Annotated in this window: 16 protein-coding genes; 5 read left to right on the plus strand and 11 right to left on the minus strand. The window is 71.9% G+C overall.

The window, feature by feature from the left end; all coding sequences use genetic code 11:
* Window positions 1-67 precede the first annotated feature (67 nt).
* On the plus strand, window positions 68-883 hold the full coding sequence (locus AC5677_RS12945; protein ID WP_497195188.1) for an HAD family acid phosphatase: 816 nt from the start codon (window positions 68-70) through the stop codon (window positions 881-883).
* A gap of 37 nt (window positions 884-920) precedes the next feature.
* On the opposite strand, the gene AC5677_RS12950 is transcribed toward AC5677_RS12945, so the two are convergent.
* Entirely contained in the window at window positions 921-1,826 is a 906-nt protein-coding gene (locus AC5677_RS12950; protein ID WP_497195189.1) for a ribonuclease Z, read from the minus strand.
* Between the two features lie 6 nt (window positions 1,827-1,832).
* Entirely contained in the window at window positions 1,833-2,192 is a 360-nt protein-coding gene (locus tag AC5677_RS12955) for a histidine triad nucleotide-binding protein (protein WP_497195190.1), read from the minus strand.
* A gap of 169 nt (window positions 2,193-2,361) precedes the next feature.
* On the opposite strand from AC5677_RS12955, the gene AC5677_RS12960 reads away from it, so the two are divergent.
* Both AC5677_RS12960 and AC5677_RS12965 read left to right on the plus strand, forming a co-directional pair.
* Window positions 2,362-2,790, plus strand: a complete 429-nt coding sequence (locus AC5677_RS12960; protein ID WP_497195191.1) for an OsmC family protein — start codon at window positions 2,362-2,364, stop codon at window positions 2,788-2,790.
* Between the two features lie 475 nt (window positions 2,791-3,265).
* Window positions 3,266-3,991, plus strand: a complete 726-nt coding sequence (locus AC5677_RS12965; protein ID WP_497195192.1) for a hypothetical protein — start codon at window positions 3,266-3,268, stop codon at window positions 3,989-3,991.
* Window positions 3,992-4,005: 14 nt separating this feature from the next.
* Here AC5677_RS12965 and AC5677_RS12970 read toward each other — a convergent pair whose 3' ends face one another.
* From AC5677_RS12970 to hrcA, 4 genes are all read right to left on the minus strand, one after another.
* Window positions 4,006-4,749, minus strand: coding sequence for a 16S rRNA (uracil(1498)-N(3))-methyltransferase (locus AC5677_RS12970; RefSeq protein ID WP_497195193.1), 744 nt, complete (start codon window positions 4,747-4,749; stop codon window positions 4,006-4,008).
* Window positions 4,746-5,834 carry a nitronate monooxygenase gene (locus tag AC5677_RS12975; protein WP_497195194.1) on the minus strand — a complete coding sequence of 363 codons (1,089 nt, stop codon included), beginning with the start codon at window positions 5,832-5,834 and terminating at the stop codon, window positions 4,746-4,748. Before AC5677_RS12975 ends, AC5677_RS12970 begins: the two co-directional genes overlap by 4 nt.
* A 251-nt stretch (window positions 5,835-6,085) precedes the next feature.
* On the minus strand, window positions 6,086-7,222 hold the full coding sequence (gene dnaJ / locus AC5677_RS12980; RefSeq protein WP_497195195.1) for a molecular chaperone DnaJ: 1,137 nt from the start codon (window positions 7,220-7,222) through the stop codon (window positions 6,086-6,088).
* A 2-nt stretch (window positions 7,223-7,224) separates the two neighbouring features.
* Window positions 7,225-8,241, minus strand: coding sequence for a heat-inducible transcriptional repressor HrcA (gene hrcA / locus AC5677_RS12985; RefSeq protein ID WP_497195196.1), 1,017 nt, complete (start codon window positions 8,239-8,241; stop codon window positions 7,225-7,227).
* A 228-nt stretch (window positions 8,242-8,469) separates the two neighbouring features.
* Here hrcA and AC5677_RS12990 point away from each other — a divergent pair, with 228 nt between their 5' ends.
* Together AC5677_RS12990 and AC5677_RS12995 are read left to right on the plus strand one after the other, a co-directional pair.
* On the plus strand, window positions 8,470-9,207 hold the full coding sequence (locus AC5677_RS12990; protein ID WP_497195197.1) for an MBL fold metallo-hydrolase: 738 nt from the start codon (window positions 8,470-8,472) through the stop codon (window positions 9,205-9,207).
* A gap of 168 nt (window positions 9,208-9,375) precedes the next feature.
* Entirely contained in the window at window positions 9,376-10,203 is an 828-nt protein-coding gene (locus AC5677_RS12995) for a DUF3097 domain-containing protein (protein ID WP_497195198.1), read from the plus strand.
* On the opposite strand, the gene AC5677_RS13000 is transcribed toward AC5677_RS12995, so the two are convergent.
* From AC5677_RS13000 to lepA, 5 genes are all read right to left on the minus strand, one after another.
* On the minus strand, window positions 10,187-10,888 hold the full coding sequence (locus AC5677_RS13000) for a Uma2 family endonuclease (protein ID WP_497195199.1): 702 nt from the start codon (window positions 10,886-10,888) through the stop codon (window positions 10,187-10,189). The genes AC5677_RS12995 and AC5677_RS13000 overlap by 17 nt on opposite strands.
* A gap of 70 nt (window positions 10,889-10,958) precedes the next feature.
* Window positions 10,959-12,191 (minus strand): radical SAM family heme chaperone HemW, encoded by a 1,233-nt coding sequence (hemW, locus tag AC5677_RS13005; RefSeq protein ID WP_497195200.1) that lies wholly within the window; start codon window positions 12,189-12,191, stop codon window positions 10,959-10,961.
* 41 nt (window positions 12,192-12,232) lie between these two features.
* Window positions 12,233-14,341: a SpoIIE family protein phosphatase gene (locus AC5677_RS13010; protein ID WP_497195201.1), complete on the minus strand. Its 2,109-nt coding sequence runs from the start codon at window positions 14,339-14,341 to the stop codon at window positions 12,233-12,235.
* Between the two features lie 265 nt (window positions 14,342-14,606).
* Complete coding sequence (locus tag AC5677_RS13015; protein ID WP_497195202.1) at window positions 14,607-16,493, minus strand: AMP-dependent synthetase/ligase; 1,887 nt, start codon at window positions 16,491-16,493, stop codon at window positions 14,607-14,609.
* A gap of 400 nt (window positions 16,494-16,893) precedes the next feature.
* Window positions 16,894-18,762 carry a translation elongation factor 4 gene (gene lepA, locus AC5677_RS13020; protein WP_497195203.1) on the minus strand — a complete coding sequence of 623 codons (1,869 nt, stop codon included), beginning with the start codon at window positions 18,760-18,762 and terminating at the stop codon, window positions 16,894-16,896.
* Between the last annotated feature and the right edge of the window lie 282 nt (window positions 18,763-19,044).

Consider the following 19,044-nt stretch of genomic DNA (forward strand, 5'->3'; position numbering starts at 1 on the left):
AATTGGCGGCTCTTGTTAGATCTACCTAGTGCACGCTCAGCCTGCTCATGTCATCCGAAGGAGCCGTATGCCCCGCCCCGCCCTCTCCCGTCGCGCCCGCCTCGGCGCCGCGACGGTCGCCGCCCTCGTCACCGGCACCGCCGTCTTCGGCATCGGCCAGGCGACCGCCGAGCACGCGGTCCCCCGCACCGACAAGGAGATCCCCAACCTCACCCAGGTGCAGGACCAGATCAAGGCGTACTACGGCGACACGGTGACGGCCGACGGCCAGCACTACGCCTCACCCCACAGCAACTACGCCCGCCAGATCAGCGGCATAGAGGCCAAGGCCCGCGGCTATCTGGCCAAGGCCCTCGCGAAGCCTGCCGACGGGTCCGGCAAGCAGGCCGGTGCCGCGAAGAAGCCCGCGATCGTCCTGGACATGGATGACACCACCCTGCTGACCTACAACTACGAGCTGCAGGTCGGCTTCCACTTCACCCCGGAGAGCCAGGACAAGTACCTCGAGTCCACCGACATGGACCCGGTCTTCGGCATGAACGACCTCGTCAACTGGGCGCACCGCAAGGGCGCCGAGGTCTTCTTCATCACCGGCCGCAAGGAAGCGCAGCGCGAGTGGAGCGTGCGCAACCTCAAGAACGTCGGGTACGGGGTGCCGCTGGACCGTACGCACGTCTACCTGAAGAACAAGGAGAACCCGCCCCCCTACCTGCCCTGCGGCGCCGACTGCTCGACCGTCCAGTACAAGTCGGGCACCCGTCAGCACATCGAGTCGCTCGGCTACGACATCGTCGCCAACTTCGGGGACCAGTACAGCGATCTGCAGGGCGGCTCCGGGGACCGGACCTTCAAGCTGCCGAACCCGATGTACTACCTGCCGTAGGCGCCCTCCGGGAGGAGTGCCCCCGGGGGAGAGACGGTCAGCGCCTCTTGGGCAGCGGCACGCGCATCAGGTCCTGGGCGACGGTGAGTTCGCCGGCGAATCCGGCTGCGCGTGCCTGCCGCTCGAACTCTTCGGGGTCGGAGTAGCGCTGCGAGAAGTGGGTCAGGACGAGATGCCGTACGCCCGCGTCCACGGCCACGCCGGCCGCCTGCCCGACCGTCAAGTGACCGTGATCGACGGCCAGTTGCAGATCCTCGTCCAGGAACGTCGACTCGATGACGAGCATGTCCACGCCCGCCGCGAGCGCGTACACGCCCTCGCACAGCCGGGTGTCCATCACGAAGGCGAACTTCTGGCCGGGGCGCAGCTCGCTGACCTCGTCCAGGCTGACGCCGTTCCATTCGCCGGTCCGCTGCAGCCGGCCGACGTCGGGGCCGGCGATGCCGTGCGCGGCCAGCCGGTCCGGGAGCATCCGCCGCGCGTCCGGCTCCACCAGGCGGTAGCCGTACGACTCGACCGGGTGGGAGAGCTTGCGCGCCTCCAGGGCGTAGGACTTCGAACGGTCCAGTTCGCCGTCGGCGGCCACCGGGCGCTGCTTGAGCCGGACCGTCTCGCGGTAGGCGGTGGCGTACCGCAGCCGGTCGAAGAAGTGCTGGCCACTGGCCGGGTAGTGGGCGGTGACGGGGTGCGGCACGCGGTCCAGGTTGATCCGCTGGATCACCCCGGCCAGGCCCAGCGAGTGATCGCCGTGGAAATGCGTGACGCAGATCCGGTTGATGTCGTGCGCGGCGACCCCGGCGCGCAGCATCTGGCGCTGGGTGCCCTCACCGGGGTCGAAGAGCAGCCCCTGGCCGTCCCAGCGCAGCAGATAGCCGTTGTGGTTGCGGTGCCGGGTGGGGACCTGACTGGCGGTGCCGAGGACGACGAGTTCGCGTACGGACACGGGCGGTTATCCGGGGGGCCACTGGAGGCCGCGGCCGCCGAGCACGTGCAGATGGGCGTGGAAGACGGTCTGGCCCGCGCCGGCGCCGGTGTTGAAGACGACCCGGTAGCCCGTCTCCTCGACGTTGTCCTCGGCGGCGACCTCACGGGACTCGCGCAGTATGTCGGCGATGACCTGGGGTTCGGCGGCGGACAGCGACGCGGCGTCCGGGTAGTGCACCTTGGGGATCACCAGGACGTGCGTCGGGGCCTGGGGGTTGATGTCGCGGAACGCGACGGTCGTCCCGGTCTCGCGGACGATGGTCGCCGGCACCTCCCCCGCCACGATCTTGCAGAACAGGCAGTCGGCCTGCGGTTCTCCCGCCACCGGTGGGCTCCTTACGGTTGCGCGGCGCGCGCCCTGCGCACACGCCGTACGCACGGTGCGTACCGCCTCGGATGCTACCGGGCGGCGGCCCGATCACCCTGTCGCGGGGCCCGGCGATCACTAAGCTTGCCCGGCAGACCCAATCACCCACAACCGGGAGTTATCCACCATGGCAACCACGCGCACCGCCGTCACCCACTGGGAAGGCAACCTCCTGGAGGGCAAGGGACAGGTCTCCCTGGCGTCCTCCAACGTCGGTACGTACGACGTGAACTGGCCCGCCCGCGCCGAGCAGCCCAACGGCGTCACCAGCCCCGAGGAGCTGATCGCGGCGGCCCATTCGTCCTGCTACTCCATGGCCTTCTCGCACGGCCTGGCCGGCAAGGGCTACACCGTCGCCGCACTCGACACCAAGGCCGATGTCACCTTCCAGCCGGGCGAGGGCATCACCGGCATCGTGCTGACCGTCAAGGCCAGCGTCCCGGGGCTGTCCGAGGAGGACTTCCAGGCGGCGGCCCAGGACGCCAAGGCCAACTGCCCGGTCAGCCAGGCGCTGGCGGGGGTCAAGAACATCACGCTGGATGCCCAGCTGGTCTGAGACGGCCGGTCCGGCGGACGGCCGGACGGAGCGAACGGCGGTGCGCCGGCAGGGCCCTGACGGGCGGCCGGCGCACCGCTGCGTTGTCAGTGGGGTCTGCCACGATCGTCTGTACGAGCGAGCGACCGTCGCGCACGGCCGTCTGCCGCGCCGTCCGTACAGACCGCACGTCCAGGAAGGGCCCCGTACGTGAGCAACAGCCCCCCGCTCCGCATCGCTCTGCGGCTCGCCGACCCGGCCACCGCCGAGGCGCTCGCCGAGCGGCTGCGCCCCGAGGTGCCGGCCGCGTTGGCCGACCGGTCCGGGCTGCCGGAAGAGATGGTGGCACGGCTCACCGGGCCGGGCGGGACGGGCCTGCGCCGCGCGATGAACGGCGACATCGGGGAATTGCTGCTGCGGGCCGCCGCGGAAGAGCGCCAACCTCGGCCATTACCGCCACTGGCTGATCGCCGGCCTGGAATCGGGCGATCTCGGGGTGGCCCGCACGGTCGTCGGCCGGCTCCGGCTCCAGGTGCCGTCGGCCCGGCTGCGGCTGCTGATCGCCGTATGGGAGCGCAGCGGGCCGGACCCGGTGCGCGGGATCCTCACGCTGGACCGTCTCCCGGCCGTCCTGCGCCGCCGGACGAAGAAGCTCCTGGACGCTCCCAATGGACTGGAGCAGCTGCGCGGCCGTCTCGCCGCCGCCGAGGATCCCGCCGAGCTGATGACGGTCCTCGGCAACCGCACGGACAAGAGCGACAAGCCCTACACCATGACCGAAGGCATCCCGCTCCCCTGGTCCGCCTTCCTCGACGCGCAGCGCGCCGGCGCCCTCCCCGTCCCGCTCGGCGAGGCCCTGGCCGGCCACCCGGACTGCCCCCGGGAGTTGCTGCTGGAGCTGCTCGGCGCGACACCGGAGCCTCACAGATACGGCCTGACCTGGGTCGACACCGCCCTGGGACAACGCGGCACCCTTGCGCCGGAAGACCTGCCGGCCCACTCCGCCCCCGCCCGGACGGCCCTGAAGTACCTCGTACGGGACCGCACCAAGGGATCCGTGCAAGGAGACCGGCGGGCGCTGCACGCCCAAGCCGCCGAGCTCACCGCCGAACACCTCGGCAGCGACGTCGATGCCCGGGCGATCTGCCTCCGGCTCCTGCCGACCTTCACCGGCACCCTCGCCGAGCTGATATCGGCCGCGGGGGCGATGGCCCGGGGGTGAGCGTCGTCGGGCGGTCAGCTCCAGCGTCCGGTACGGCCCAGCAGCAGCGCCGTTGCGGCCGTACCGGCGGTGGAGGTGCGCAGGACGGTCCGGCCGAGGCGGTAGGGCCGGGCGCCGGCCTGCGCGAAGACGGCCAGCTCCTCGGGGGAGACACCGCCTTCGGGGCCGACGACGAGCACGATCGAGCCCTCGGCGGGGAGTTCGGCGGTGGCCAGCGGGACGCTGCCCTCCTCATGGAGGACGGCCGCGAAGTCGGCGTCGGCGAGGAGGGCGGCGACCTCCTTGGTCGACAGCGGGTCGGCGACCTCCGGGAAGGTCAGGCGACGCGACTGCTTGCCCGCCTCGCGGGCCGTGGCGCGCCATTTGGCCAGGGATTTGGCGGCCCGCTCGCCCTTCCACTGGGTGACGCAACGCGCCGCCGGCCAGGGGACGATGACGTCGACGCCGGTCTCGGTCATCGTCTCGACGGCCAGTTCGCCGCGGTCGCCCTTGGGCAGCGCCTGGACGACGGTGAGGGTGGGCGTCGGCCGGGCCTCGGTGTGGATGTCGCCGACCTCGACGGTGAGGCGGTCCTTGCCCTCGACGGCGGCGACCGCGCCGTAGGCGCCGGTTCCGTGACCGTCCGTCAGCACGATCTCCTCGCCCACCCGCAGCCGCCGCACCGACACCGCGTGCCGGCCCTCCGGTCCCTCCAGGGTCAGCGTCCCGCCGGCCCGTACGTCCGCGAGCGAATCGACGAGAAACACCGGGGCCGTCATGCGGTGCCGTCCCCGGCCGGAAGGGCCAACGCGGCGCGGGCCGCGAGCAGTTCCGCCGCAAGGGTCTCGACGAGCCGCGCCGCGGGCAGCTCCCGGGCCAGCCGGTGCCCCTGCCCCGCCCAGAGGTTGAGCCCCTGTGCATCGCCCGCCTTGGCGGCGGCCTTGCGCACGGTGGACGTGAGGTAGTGGACCGCGGGGTAGGCGGCCGGAGCGTAGGGGCCGTGCTCGCGAAGGAAGCGGTTCACCAGCCCGCGGGCCGGCCGCCCGGAGAACGCCCGGGTCAACTCCGTATGCGTGAACAGGGGGTTGGTCAGCGCCTGCTTGTGCAGCGGGTTGGCGCCCGACTCGGGTGTGGCGAGGAATGCGGTACCCAGCTGGGCCATGGTCGCCCCGGCGGCCAGCACCGCCGCGATCTGCGCCCCGCGCATCAGCCCGCCGGCGGCGATCACCGGGATCTGCACGGCCTCACGGACCTGGCCGAGCAGAGCCAGCAGCCCCAGCCCCGCGCCGGTGCCGTCCAGGTAGGGATCGTCGCGGTGGGTGCCCTGGTGCCCGCCCGCCTCGATGCCCTGGACACACACCGCGTCCGCGCCCGACCACTGCGCGGCCTGCGCCTCGGCGGCCGTGGTGGCCGTGACGACGGTGTACGTACCGACCTTGGCGAAGGAGTCGAGGACGGCCCGCGAGGGGCAGCCGAAGGTGAACGACACCAACGGCACCGGGTCCTCCCGCAGGATCGCGAGCTTGGCCTCATAGCCGTCGTCGCTGGGTCCGTCGGTGTCGCCGAGTTCGGTCTCGTACCAGGCGGCCTCGCCGGCGAGCTGCTCGCGGTAGACGTCGACGGCGGCGGGGTCGGCCAGAGAGGGCTGCGGCATGAAGAGATTGACGCCGAAGGGCCGGTCGGTCAGCGACCGCAGCTGTTTGATCTCCTGGTACATGCCGTCGGCGGTTTTGTATCCGGCAGCGAGAAAGCCGAGACCTCCGGCGCCGCAGACGGCGGCGGCCAGCTCGGGTCCGGAACCGCCTCCCGCCATCGGAGCCTGCACGATCGGGTAACGGCAGAGATCGGTCAGTGCGGTGGGCATGAGCACATCGTGTCACGGCGCCGCGCCGAGCCTCCAATCAGGGGCTCGGCGCGGGTGGGTGCACCTAAGGGGTGGTCAAACGCATCCCGTAGGGGACGCGGGCGCCCCCTGTGGGCCACAACGCGGTGGGGCCCAGGGGGTATTCCGCCTTACCGCCCGTTGAACGCATCCTTCAGCCGCGAGAAGAGCCCCTGCTGCCCCGGCTGACCGCGCCCACCGGGGGACAACCCCCGAACCCCCGGCCGACTCGCCTACCGCCCGTTGAACGCATCCTTCAGGCGCGAGAAGAGCCCCTGCTGCCCCGGCTGGAACTGGCCCGTCGGGCGCTCCTCGCCGCGGAGCTTGGCCAGCCGGCGCACCAGCTCCTCCTGCTCGGGGTCGAGCTTGGTGGGCGTCTGCACCTCGACATGGACGATCAGGTCGCCGCGGCCGCCGCCGCGCAGATGGGTCACACCGCGCTGGTGCAGCGGGATCGACTGGCCGGACTGGGTACCGGGCCGGACATCGATCTCCTCCACCCCGTCGAGCGTCTCCAGCGGGCATTTCGTGCCCAGTGCCGCCGCTGTCATGGGGATGGTGACCGTGCAGTGGAGATCGTCGCCGCGCCGCTGGAAGACCGGGTGCGCCAGCTCATGGATCTCGACGTAGAGGTCGCCGGCCGGGCCGCCACCGGGGCCGACCTCGCCCTCGCCCGCGAGCTGGATCCGCGTGCCGTTGTCGACACCGGCGGGGATCTTGACCGTCAGCGTCCGCCGCGACCGGATCCGGCCGTCGCCCGCGCACTCGGGGCACGGCGTCGGCACGACCGTACCGAAGCCCTGGCACTGCGGGCACGGCCGCGAGGTCATGACCTGGCCGAGGAAGGACCGGGTGACCTGCGAGACCTCACCGCGGCCGCGGCACATGTCACAGGTCTGCGCGGAGGTGCCGGGCGCCGCGCCCTCGCCGGTGCACGTCGTACAGACGATGGCGGTGTCGACCTGGATGTCCTTGGTCGTACCGAAGGCCGCTTCGTTCAGCTCGATGTCGAGCCGGATCATGGCGTCCTGGCCGCGGCGGGTGCGCGAGCGCGGGCCGCGCTGCGAGGCCGTGCCGAAGAAGGCGTCCATGATGTCGGAGAAGTTGCCGAAGCCGGCGCCGAAGCCGCCCGCGCCACCGCCGCCGCCCGACTGCGAGAGCGGGTCGCCGCCGAGGTCGTAGACCTGCTTCTTCTGCGGGTCCGACAAGACCTCGTAAGCGGCGTTGATCTCCTTGAACCGCTCCTGGGTCTTCGGGTCCGGGTTCACGTCCGGGTGCAGCTCGCGCGCCAGCCGACGGAAGGCCTTCTTGATCTGGTCCTGCGAGGCATCGCGACTGACGCCGAGAACCGAGTAGTAATCCGTGGCCACTTTTACGACTCCGCGAGGATTTGTCCGACGTAACGTGCCACTGCGCGTACCGCTCCCATCGTTCCGGGGTAGTCCATGCGGGTCGGTCCGACCACGCCGAGTTTGGCGACTGCCTCGTCGCCCGAACCGTAACCGACCGCGACGACCGATGTGGACGTCAGGCCTTCGTGGGCATTCTCATGCCCGATACGTACGGTCATGCCCGAGTCCTTGGCCTCCCCGAGCAGCTTGAGCAGCACCACATGCTCCTCAAGGGCCTCCAGGACCGGGCGGATGGTCAGGGGAAAGTCGTGCCCGAAGCGCGTGAGATTGGCGGTTCCGCCGATCATCAGCCGCTCTTCGGTCTCCTCCACCAGAGTTTCCAGCAACACCGACAGCACTGTCGAGACCGTGCCGCGGTCGTCCTGCTCGAAGGACTCCGGGAGATCCTGCACCAACTGCGGCACATCCGCGAACCGGCGCCCCACCACCCGGCTGTTGAGCCGCGCCCGCAGATCCGCGAGCGACGCCTCGCCGAACGGCGCCTGGCAGTCGATCAGCCGCTGCTCGACCCGTCCGGTGTCCGTGATCAGTACGAGCATGAGGCGGGCCGGGGCCAGCGCCAGCAGCTCGACATGGCGGACCGTGGACCGGGTCAGGGACGGGTACTGCACGACCGCCACCTGGCGGGTCAGCTGCGCCAGCAGCCGGACCGTACGGCCGACGACGTCGTCGAGGTCGACGGCGCCGTCGAGGAAATTCTGGATGGCCCGCCGCTCCGGGGAGGACAGCGGCTTGACGCCCGCCAGCTTGTCGACGAAGAGACGGTAGCCCTTGTCGGTGGGGATCCGGCCGGCGCTGGTGTGCGGCTGGGCGATGAAGCCCTCGTCCTCCAGCGCCGCCATGTCGTTGCGGACGGTGGCCGGGGAGACGCCCAGCTGATGGCGTTCGGTGAGCGCCTTGGAGCCGACCGGCTCCTCCGTCCCGACATAGTCCTGGACGATGGCGCGCAGCACTTCGAGCCTGCGTTCACTGAGCATCCTGCGCACCTCCAGTCCAGCCGTGTGGCCGTCTCGTCACTCCTGGCACTCGCACGGGCCGAGTGCCAGACCCGGAAGCCAGTGTACGGCCGGGTAGCACAGCTGCGGCAAGAGCGACCGCAATGATCAGCTGCCAAAGCGCCGCCCGATGACCGTGATCGGCCGTTGTGGCCGGTCCGTGAGGCGTTCCGTCGGGCAACGCTATCGCGATGGAGCTAGCGTCTCGGTATGCGCACTGCTTGGGAAGAGGCCGGGTGGGAACGGCTCGGTGAAGGCGTTGCCCGCCGCCGGATGCCGGGTTGGGACGAAACGATCGGCGTGATCGCCGGATCGGCCGGGGTGATGATCGTCGATACCGGCGCGTCCCTCCGCGACGGCGCCGATCTGCGCCGGGCGATCCGCGGTGTGCTGGGCCGGGAAGTGACGCATATCGCGCTCACCCACCCGCATTTCGATCACGTCATGGGCACCGCCGCCTTCGCGGGCGTCGAGGTGTTCGGCGCGGCCGGGATGGCCGATCTGCTCCGGCGCGACCGGGACGAGCTGCGGCGGGACGCGGTACGGCACGGCGTCGACCCGGAGGCGGCCGCGGAGGCCGCGGATCTGCTGGTCAGCCCGCATCACCACGTCCACGGCGAACTGACCGTCGACCTCGGCGACCGGCAGGTGCTGCTCGCCAATGTCGGCCCCGGCCACACCGCCCACGACCTGGCCGTCCTCGTACCGGGCCGGGGCGGCACCCCCGAGATCGTCTTCTGCGGCGATCTGGTCGAGGAGTCGGGCGAACCGAGCGCCGGCCTCGACTCGCTGCCCCAGCAGTGGCCGGCGGCCCTGGACCGGCTGCTGGCCCTGGGCGGCGAGGACGCGGTGTACGTACCGGGGCACGGGGCGGTCGTGGACGCCCGCTTCGTGCACGCCCAGCGGGACGCCCTGGCCATCCGCTTCGGCGTCGACCCGCTCTCCTGACAGCACTTCTTGCCCGCCCCTCACGAGAACGGGACCCTTACGCCGCCATGCGCGGCAAGCGGTACGGCCCGGACCTCACCCCGCCCTGACCGCATCCCCCGGGGACAACCCCCGGACCCCCGGCCGACCCCCACACCACACCACCCCGCAGAGAACAGGCCCACCCCGATGCACAGCAGGCGCTACAGCCCCGACCTCACCCCGCCCTGGAAGAAGCAGCGGCCCGCTCCCGAGGTACCGGCCGAGCCCGACCTCGTCGTCGAGGAGGTCACCACCGGCTTCTGCGGTGCCGTGATCCGCTGCGAGAAGACCGCCGAGGGCCCGGTCGTCACCCTTGAGGACCGCTTCGGAAAGCACCGGGTCTTCCCGATGACGCCGCGCGGCTTCCTTCTGGAGGGCCGCGTCGTCACCCTCGTACGGCCCCAGGGCCGCCCGGCGCCGGCCGGTCCGGCCCGTACCGCGTCCGGCTCACTCGCCGTGCCCGGCGCCCCCGCCCGGGTGGCGCGCGCCGGGCGCATTTATGTGGAGGGGCGGCACGACGCGGAGCTGGTCGAGCGGGTGTGGGGGGACGATCTGCGCATCGAGGGCGTGGTCGTGGAGTACCTGGAGGGGATCGACGACCTGCCGGCGATCGTGCGGGGCTTCGCGCCGGGGCCGGATGCGCGGCTGGGGGTGCTGGTGGATCACCTGGTGCCGGGCTCGAAGGAGTCGCGGATCGCGGCCTCCGTGACGGACGCGAACGTGCTGGTCGTCGGCCATCCGTACATCGATGTGTGGGAGGCGGTGAAGCCGGCGTCGGTGGGGATCGCGGGGTGGCCCGCCGTCCCTCATGGCCAGGACTGGAAGACGGGGGTGTGCCGGGGGCTGGGCTGGCCGGAGAACACGGGGGCGGCGTGGCAGCGGATCCTGGGCTGCGTGCGGTCGTACAAGGACCTGGAGCCGGCGTTGCTGGGGCGGGTGGAGGAGCTGATCGACTTCGTCACCGCCTGCCCGTGACCGGCGACGGCGGGGGAAAACCGGCCGTGTCCAACGCGAGGCCGAGGCCGTCCAGCGGCACGGGGTGGCCGAACCTGCTGGTCCGGCACACCGCGTAGTCGGCCTCCTCATCGCTGCCGACGGGCTCGGTGAGGAGGACGCAGTGGGCCTCGAAGGGATCGATGATCAGGTACGCGGGCACCTTCCCGGCCGCATAGACCTCACGCTTGACCCGGTAGGTCCGGTCGGCGCGGGCCTTGGGGGCGACCTCGACGAGGAGTGCGGCCGCCGTGGGCGGGAGCCGTGATGCCGCGTCGGTACCGCGCTCCAGGACCACCAAGTCCGGTGCGGCACTGGCTGCTTGGTGCGGGATCTCGACGTACCGGGCGCGACGACACCGCTGACGCGGGCTCGGGATCTGGTCCCGCACGGCGCCGATCACCAGGTCACGGACCGGATACCGGTCGGCCGCCAGGGTGATCTCCCCCCAGAGGAGCTCGGCCCGGACACCGCGCGGAACCTCCAGGCTCCGGAAGTACGCGGCCATACGGCGCTCACCCACGCCCGACAGGACGATCTCCCCGCGGAGGAGCTCCGCCTTGATGCCCTCCGGAACCGCCAGGCCATGGAAGATCTCCGCCCTCAGGCGCTCGTCCACCGCCGTCATCCGGGTGCCCTCCGCGTCCGCCCACGCACACCGCGCCACTCGGCGGCAGCCTACGAGCGGCCCCCGTCGGGCGCGGCGGCCGTTCGCTCCGGTTCACCCCTGCGAGCGATCAGTCCACCAGATCCCGCACCACCGCGTCGGCCAACAACCGCCCCCGGAGCGTCAGCACGGCCCGGCCGTCCGTGTACGGGCCCTCTTCCAGCAGCCCGTCGGCCAGTGCCCGCTCCGCGGCCTTCGCCCCCGCCGGGGCGAGGAGGGACAGCGGGCAGCCGTCCGCCAGCCGCAGCTCCAGCAGGATGCGCTCCACCCGCCGGTCCTCGTCCGGCAGGATCTCGCGGCCCGCGCCCGGGGAGCGGCCCTCGGCCAGGGCCTGGGCGTAGGCGCCGGGGTGCTTGACGTTCCACCAGCGGACGCCGCCGACGTGGCTGTGCGCTCCGGGGCCCGCGCCCCACCAGTCGGCGCCGGTCCAGTACAGCTCGTTGTGGCGGCAGCGGGCGGCCTCGGTGGTGGCCCAGTTGGAGACCTCGTACCAGGAGAAGCCCGCGGCCGACAGCCGCTCCTCGGCGATCAGATAGCGGTCGGCGTGGACGTCGTCGTCGGTCATCGGGACCTCGCCGCGGCGGATCCGGCGGGCGAGCTGGGTGCCCTCCTCGACGATCAGGGCGTACGCGGAGACGTGGTCGGGGCCGGCGCCGACGGCGGCGTCGAGGGAGGCCCGCCAGTCGTCGTCGGTCTCGCCCGGGGTGCCGTAGATCAGATCGAGGTTGACGTGGTCGAAGCCGGCCGCGCGGGCCTCGGCGACGCAGGCCTCGGGGCGGCCGGGGGTGTGGGTGCGGTCGAGGATCTTCAGGACGTGCTGCCGCGCGCTCTGCATGCCGAAGGAGACGCGGTTGTAGCCGCCCTCGCGGAGTTCGGTGAGGTAGCGGGGGTCGACGGATTCCGGGTTGGCCTCGGTGGTGATCTCGGCGCCCGGGGCGAGGCCGAATTCGTCGCGGATGGCCGCCAGCATGCGGCCGAGGTCGGCGGCGGGCAGCAGGGTCGGCGTGCCGCCGCCGACGAAGACCGTCTCGACGGGGCGGGGGTCGTCACCCAGGGCCTTGCGGGCCAGCCGGATCTCCTCGACGACGTGGTCGGCGTAGTTGTCCCGGGAGGCCAGGGCGCCGCCGGAGCCGCGCAGCTCGCTCGCGGTGTAGGTGTTGAAGTCGCAGTAGCCGCAGCGGGTGGCGCAGTACGGCACGTGCAGATAGAAGCCGAGGGGCCGCTCGGCCGCCCCTGTCAGCGCATGGCGGGGCAGCGCCCCGTCCTCGGGCATCGGCTCACCATCAGGCAGTGCGGAAGGCATGAGGTCCATTGTCCGTCATGCCGGGGGTGGTCCGGTGTCCGTCATGGCAGGGGCGGTCCGGGCGGGCCCGACTCGCCCGCGCCTTCCGCCGCCGTCCCCGGTCCCGCGGCCTGGAGCACCAGCAGCGCCAGGTCGTCGTCCGGCGGCGTCGGCGCGAAGGCGTGGACCGTGCTGCGGATGTGTTCGGCGATGGCGGTGGCACGCAGGCCCGTGCAGGCGGCGAGGGCCGTGGTCAGACCGTCCTCGTCGTCGAAGAGGCGGCCGTCCGAGCGGCGCTCGGTCACGCCGTCGGTCACGCACAGCAGCGTCTCGCCCGCGCAGAGGTCGAAGGACTCGCTGACGTACGCCGCGTCCTCGACCACCCCCAGCAGCATCTGGGGCGCCGCGACGACCCGGACCGCGCCGTCGGCGCCCAGCACCAGCGGGAGCGGGTGGCCGGCGCTGGCCAGCGTGCAGCGGGCGCCGCCGGAGCCGCCGTGGTACGGGACGATCTCGCCGTAGAGGAGGGACAGGAAGCGGGCCTGTTCGCCCTCGTCGCGGATCTCGACGGGGGCCTCGGCGCCCGCGCCGGCCGCCGCGACCGCGGCCGCGACCGCCGCGACGGAGTCCGCGGCCTCCCGGGCCATCGTCTTGTTGAGGCGGTCGAGGACCTCGGCGACGCCGAAGCCGTCGCGGGCCAGCAGCCGCAGCACCGGGCGGGCCAGGCCCGTCACCGCGGCCGCTTCGGGACCGCTGCCGCAGACGTCGCCGAGGGCGAAGCACCAGCGACCGTCACCGGCGTCGAAGAGGTCCCAGAAGTCGCCGCCCGCCCAGGCGCCCTCGCGGGGCTCGTAGACCACCGCGGACTCCACACCGGGCACCTGTGCGCGGCCCCGGGGCAGCAGCCGGCGCTGCAGGACCTGGCTGATGCGCTCCTGGCGGCTGTAGGCACGGGCGGTGGCCATGGCGCGGGCGACCCGGCGGCACAGGTCCTCCACCAGGCCGATCACCTCGTCGGGGAAGCGGAGCAGGCCGGAGCGGCCGAGCAGGAGCGTGCCGAGCCGGCGGCCGCCCGCCACCAGGGCGCAGGCCAGGGCCGCGCCGCCGGGGCCGTAGCCGCCCGGCTCCGGCGGCCAGGGCCAGGGGACCGCGGCGGGGGTGCTGCTCAGGCCCGTGTCGCCGCCCGCCATCGGCGGCGGGTCCTTCTCCAGGACGGTGCGCAGCGAATCGATCCGGCTCTCGCTGGAATGCCAGACGCGGGCCAGCCGCTGCGCCTCGCCGTCCGCCTCGATGCCGCGCCCGGGCGCGCCGCCGTCGCCGTCGTACAGCCACACCGCGCACCAGTCGGCGAGCCGCGGCACCGTCAGCTGGGCGGCGAGCGAGGCGACCTGGTCGGCGTCGAGCTGACCGGAGAGCAGGTCGGAGGCCTCGGCGAGGAAGGAGAGGGCGCCCTGGTGGCCCCAGTCGCCCTCGGACGCCTGGCGGACGGCCCGGCGTGGGGTGGGCGCGAGGAGCTCGGCGGCGCGCAGTCCGCGCTGCAGCAGCTGGTTGTCGACGGCGCCCTCCGGCTCCGGCCGGGCGATGCCGTCCGGAGCCGCGGGCAGCCGGAACCACACGGTCTTCATGGCGCGGCGGTAGGTGATGCCCCAGGACTCGGCGACCCCGCTGATCAGCTGCAGGCCATGGCCGCCGCCTTCGGACGCCGGGGCCTCCTCGCGGGCGCGCACCGGGCGGGCCGGGTGGTGGTCGGAGACCTCGATGACCACGGCGGTGCGGGCGGTGCCGTCCGGGCCGCCGGGGTGGTCGGGGTCCCGTTCCGGGTGCTCGTAGGGATCGGGACCGGCGGCCGGTTCCAGGCGGCAGCGGAGTTCGACGGCGGTGCCGGCGTGCACCACGGCGTTGGTGACCAACTCGCTGACGAGCAGGACCGCTTCGTCCTCGAGGCGCTCGGTGAGGTCCGGGGCGCCGGCCAGCGCCTGGGCCGTCCAGTCGGCGAACACCGTCCGGACGAACTGCCGGGCGGCGGCCGCGGCGCGCGGGTCGCCGGGCAGGCAGGCGGCGCGGGAGTACCCGCCACAGGGACGGCTGCCGGGCTCCGCGGGCACGGCCGCCACGCCGTCGCGCGGCGAGTCCGGTGGTGAGTCCGGTGGTGATGAAGTTGTCGTCCTCATAGACCAACTCCCGAGCAGCTCCGCGTCAGCGCCGGATGCGCCACCGACAGAGTGACAGACCGAGCGCGGCCATAAGCGCGGAGTCACCGAAGTTGGTGCTCAAGTGGGGTGATTCGGCTGACTCGCCCGGGGAGTTGGCCGACATGCGCGGGATGTCCGGGCGTGCGCCTGTATGGACAACCGGAGGGAGGACGTCCGTACGAGGGCCGGGGCGGCCCGGACGGCATCTGCGCCACCCCGGACCACCCCGCCCGCTGCCGTGCCGCTACGCCTCCCGCGCCCCGGCATACATCTCGTCGAGCAGGTCCTTGAAGGTCCGCTCCACCACCGGCCGCTTGACCTTGAGGCTGGGGGTGACCTCGCCGTGCTCGATGTCCAGGTCGCGCGGCAGCAACCGGAACTTGCGGATCTGCTGCCAGCGCTGCAGGCCCTCGTTGACCCGCTCGACATAGCCGTCGATCAGCGAGCGCACCTGGTCGGTGGCGACGACCTCGGCGTACTTCTTGCCGTCCAGGCCGTGTTCCTTGGCCCAGCCCATGATCGTCGGCTCGTCGAGGGCGATCAGCGCGGTGCAGAAATTCCGGTTGGCGCCGTGCACCAGCACATTGGAGACGAACGGGCAGACCGCCTTGAACTGACCCTCCACCTCGGCCGGCGCGATGTACTTCCCGCCGGAGGTCTTGATCAGGTCCTTCTTGCGGTCGGTGATCCGCAGATAGCCGTCGGCGGACAGCTCGCCGATGTCGCCGGTGTGGAACCAGCCGTCCTCCTCCAGGACCTCGGCGGTCTTGTCCGGCAGGCCGTGGTAGCCCTGCATGATGCCGGGGCCGCGCAGCAGGATCTCGCCGTCCTCGGCGATCCGTACCTCGGTGCCGGGCAGCGGCTTGCCGACCGTGCCGGTGCGGTAGGCCTCACCGGGGTTCACGAAGCTGGCGGCGCTGGACTCCGTCAGGCCGTAGCCCTCCAGGATGTGGATACCGGCGCCGGAGAAGAAGTAGCCGATCTCCGGGGAGAGCGCGGCCGAGCCGGACACCGCGGCGCGCAGCCGGCCGCCGAAGGCCTCCCGCAGCTTGGAGTAGACGAGGGCGTCGGCGATCTTGTGCTTGGCGCCGAGCGCGAACGGCACCGAGGCGTTGCCGGTGCGCTGGAAGTTGTCCTGCGAGATCTTGGCGTATTCGCGGGACACCCCGGCCGCCCACTGGAAGATCTTGTATTTCGCGCCGCCGCCCGCACGGGCCTTGGCCGCGACGCCGTTGTAGACCTTCTCGAAGATGCGCGGTACGGCCGCCATGTACGTCGGCCGGACGACCGGCAGATTCTCGATGATCTTGTCGACCCGGCCGTCGACGGCGATCACCTGGCCGGTCGCGATCTGCCCGGCGGTGAGCACCTTGCCGAAGACATGCGCCAGCGGCAGCCAGAGGTACTGCACGTCCTCCTGGGTGACCAGCCCGGTCGCCTGGATCGCGCGGGCCATGTACGACCAGCAGTCGTGCGGGAGCCGTACGCCCTTGGGGCGGCCGGTGGTCCCGGAGGTGTAGATCAGCGTCGCCAGCTGGTCGGCGCGCAGCGCGGCGACCCGCTCGGTGACGCAGTCCGGGTGCTCCTCCAGGTAGGCGGCGCCGCGCTTCTCCAGGTCGGCGAGCGAGAGCACCCAGCCGTCGGGGTCGCCCTCGGCGGGCTGCGCGTCCGCCTCGTCGATCACCACGACATGTGCGAGTTCGGGCAGCTCGGCGCGGCTCTCGCGGGCCTTGGCGAGCTGCCCGGCGTCCTCCGCGATCAGCACCCGGCTGCCGGAGTCGGCCAGGATGAAGGCCGTCTCCTCGGTGTTGGTGCTGGGGTAGATCGTGGTCGTGGCGGCGCCGGAGCACAGCACACCGAGGTCGGCGAGGATCCATTCGACGCGGGTGTTGGCGGCCAGCGCCACCCGCTCCTCCGGCCGTACGCCGAGCGCGAGCAGTCCGGCGGCGGTGGCGTGGACGCGCTGGGCGGCCTCCGCCCAGGTGAGGACCTTCCAGTCGTCGGGCCCGCCGCCCGGGGACGGGACCGGATAGCGGTAGGCCTCGGTATCGGGAGTGGCCGCCACCCGCTCCAGGAAGAGGGTCGCCACCGAGGGCGGCCGGTTTTCGATCAGCGTGTGGGTGTCCGTCACGGCATCCTCCGGGGCCCGCTTCGTTGCTGGTGACTCGCGAGTAACCTTTGAGCAGTGATCAGGGTAGAGCGCGTTGCGCCGCCGCGTAAGGGGCTGCGGCCGACTGGTTCACGATGTGACCAGTGCGATAGGTGCACATAGCACCCACACCGCCCACCGCGACGCCACGCCGACCGCGAAACCCGGCAAAACTCCAGGTCACACCCCGTATCACAGTGCGCACCCACCGGAGCCGCAACGCACCGCGCGCCCCGGACATGCGCCCCGCATACGCACGGATACCCACCCGGACGGACGCGTTCGCCCGCGGAATACGCGACAGGGCGCCGGCCCTGGGGACCGGCGCCCTGTGGCGCGTCAACGGCTCCGCTTCCGCGGGCGACGCCGTGCGTGCGGACGGCTACTTCTTCTTGTCGCCGTCGGTGTCCGAGGACAGTACGGCGATGAAGGCCTCCTGCGGGACCTCCACGCTGCCGACCATCTTCATCCGCTTCTTGCCTTCCTTCTGCTTCTCCAGCAGCTTCCGCTTACGGGAGATGTCACCGCCGTAGCACTTGGCGAGGACGTCCTTGCGGATGGCGCGGACCGTCTCACGGGCGATGACCCGGCTGCCGATGGCGGCCTGGATCGGCACCTCGAAGCCCTGCCGCGGAATCAGCTCGCGCAGCTTGGCGACCAGCCGCACGCCGTACGCGTACGCCTTGTCCTTGTGGGTGATCGCGGAGAACGCGTCGACCTTGTCGCCGTGCAGCAGGATGTCGACCTTCACCAGGTCGGAGGTCTGCTCACCGGTGGGCTCGTAGTCCAGCGAGGCATAGCCGCGGGTCTTGGACTTGAGCTGGTCGAAGAAGTCGAAGACGACCTCGGCGAGCGGCAGGGTGTAGCGGATCTCGACGCGGTCCTCGGAGAGGTAGTCCATGCCGAGCAGGGTGCCGCGGCGGGTCTGGCACAGCTCCATGATCGCGCCGATGAACTCGCTCGGGGCGAGGATCGTGGCGCGTACGACCGGCTCGTGCACCTGGTCGATCTTGCCGATCGGGAACTCGCTGGGGTTGGTGACGGTGTGCTCGGTACCGTCCTCCATGTCCACGCGGTAGACCACGTTGGGCGCCGTGGCGATCAGGTCGAGCCCGAACTCGCGCTCCAGGCGCTCGCGGATGACCTCGAGGTGCAGCAGGCCCAGGAAGCCGACGCGGAAACCGAAGCCGAGGGCCGCGGAGGTCTCCGGCTCGTAGACCAGCGCGGCGTCGTTGAGCTGGAGCTTGTCCAGCGCCTCGCGCAGCTCCGGGTAGTCCGAGCCGTCGAGCGGGTACAGCCCCGAGAACACCATCGGCTTGGGGTCCTTGTAGCCGCCCAGCGGCTCCTCGGCACCCTTGCTGAGCTGGGTGATCGTGTCGCCGACCTTCGACTGCCGGACGTCCTTCACACCGGTGATGAGGTAGCCCACCTCGCCGACGGACAGACCGTCCGCGGCCGTCATCTCGGGAGAGTTCGTGCCGATCTCCAGCAGCTCGTGCGCGGCGCCGGTGGACATCATCTTGATGCGCTCGCGCTTGCCGAGCGTGCCGTCGACGACCTTCACGTACGTCACGACGCCGCGGTAGGCGTCATAGACGGAGTCGAAGATCATCGCGCGGGCGGGCGCGTCCTTGACGCCGACCGGGGCCGGGACATCGCGGACCACCTTGTCCAGCAGCTCGGGCACGCCGACGCCGGTCTTGGCGGACACCCGCAGGACGTCCTCGGGCTCGCAGCCCACCAGGTTCGCCAGCTCGGCGGCGAACTTCTCGGGCTGCGCGGCCGGCAGGTCGATCTTGTTCAGTACGGGGATGATCGTGAGGTCGTTCTCCATCGCCAGGTAGAGGTTGGCGAGGGTCTGCGCCTCGATGCCCTGGGCGGCGTCGACGAGGAGGATGCAGCCCTCGCACGCGGCGAGGGAGCGGGAGACCTCGTAGGTGAAGTCGACGTGGCCCGGGGTGTCGATCATGTTGAGGATGTGAGTGGAACCACTCTTCTCCTCGCCCTCGGAGGGCGCCCAGGGCAGCCGGACCGCCTGGGACTTGATCGTGATGCCGCGCTCGCGCTCGATGTCCATGCGGTCGAGATACTGCGCGCGCATCTGCCGCTGGTCGACGACACCGGTGAGCTGGAGCATCCGGTCGGCGAGCGTCGACTTGCCGTGGTCGATGTGCGCGATGATGCAGAAGTTACGGAGGAGAGCCGGGTCGGTACGGCTCGGCTCCGGCACGTTCGTAGGGGTCGCGGGCACGCAGGGTCCATTCAGTGAACGCGGGTAGGCGGGACTCGGATATGTGACGTCTCCCCCATGGTCCCATGAGCGACGGGCGCGGGTGGGTTTGGGCGGGGTGGGGCGGGTGGGCCGGTTCGGGGAACGGCCGGCGCGACGGCCCCCGGGGCGGCCCGCGTGACGACCCCTCGGGACGGCCCGCGGGCGGCGGTCCCGGACCGGATTGGGACGCCGTAGACCCAGCTGGTAGCCTGGTCCACTGCGCTTCGTGCCCTCTCTCGCTCGCGGCGCAACCAGAAACTC

The sequence above is a fragment of the Streptomyces sp. JLSY215 genome, assembly GCF_059682825.1.

Coding starts and splice junctions, on each gene's coding strand:
- AC5677_RS12960 (WP_497195191.1), top strand. CDS start 2,362: ATGGCAACCACGCGCACCGCCGTCACCCACTGGGAAGGCAACCTCCTG.
- AC5677_RS12990 (WP_497195197.1), top strand. CDS start 8,470: ATGCGCACTGCTTGGGAAGAGGCCGGGTGGGAACGGCTCGGTGAAGGC.
- AC5677_RS12975 (WP_497195194.1), bottom strand. CDS start 5,834: ATGCCCACCGCACTGACCGATCTCTGCCGTTACCCGATCGTGCAGGCT.
- hemW (WP_497195200.1), bottom strand. CDS start 12,191: ATGCCTTCCGCACTGCCTGATGGTGAGCCGATGCCCGAGGACGGGGCG.
- hrcA (WP_497195196.1), bottom strand. CDS start 8,241: ATGCTCAGTGAACGCAGGCTCGAAGTGCTGCGCGCCATCGTCCAGGAC.
- AC5677_RS12970 (WP_497195193.1), bottom strand. CDS start 4,749: ATGACGGCCCCGGTGTTTCTCGTCGATTCGCTCGCGGACGTACGGGCC.
- AC5677_RS12945 (WP_497195188.1), top strand. CDS start 68: ATGCCCCGCCCCGCCCTCTCCCGTCGCGCCCGCCTCGGCGCCGCGACG.
- AC5677_RS13010 (WP_497195201.1), bottom strand. CDS start 14,341: ATGAGGACGACAACTTCATCACCACCGGACTCACCACCGGACTCGCCG.
- AC5677_RS12995 (WP_497195198.1), top strand. CDS start 9,376: ATGCACAGCAGGCGCTACAGCCCCGACCTCACCCCGCCCTGGAAGAAG.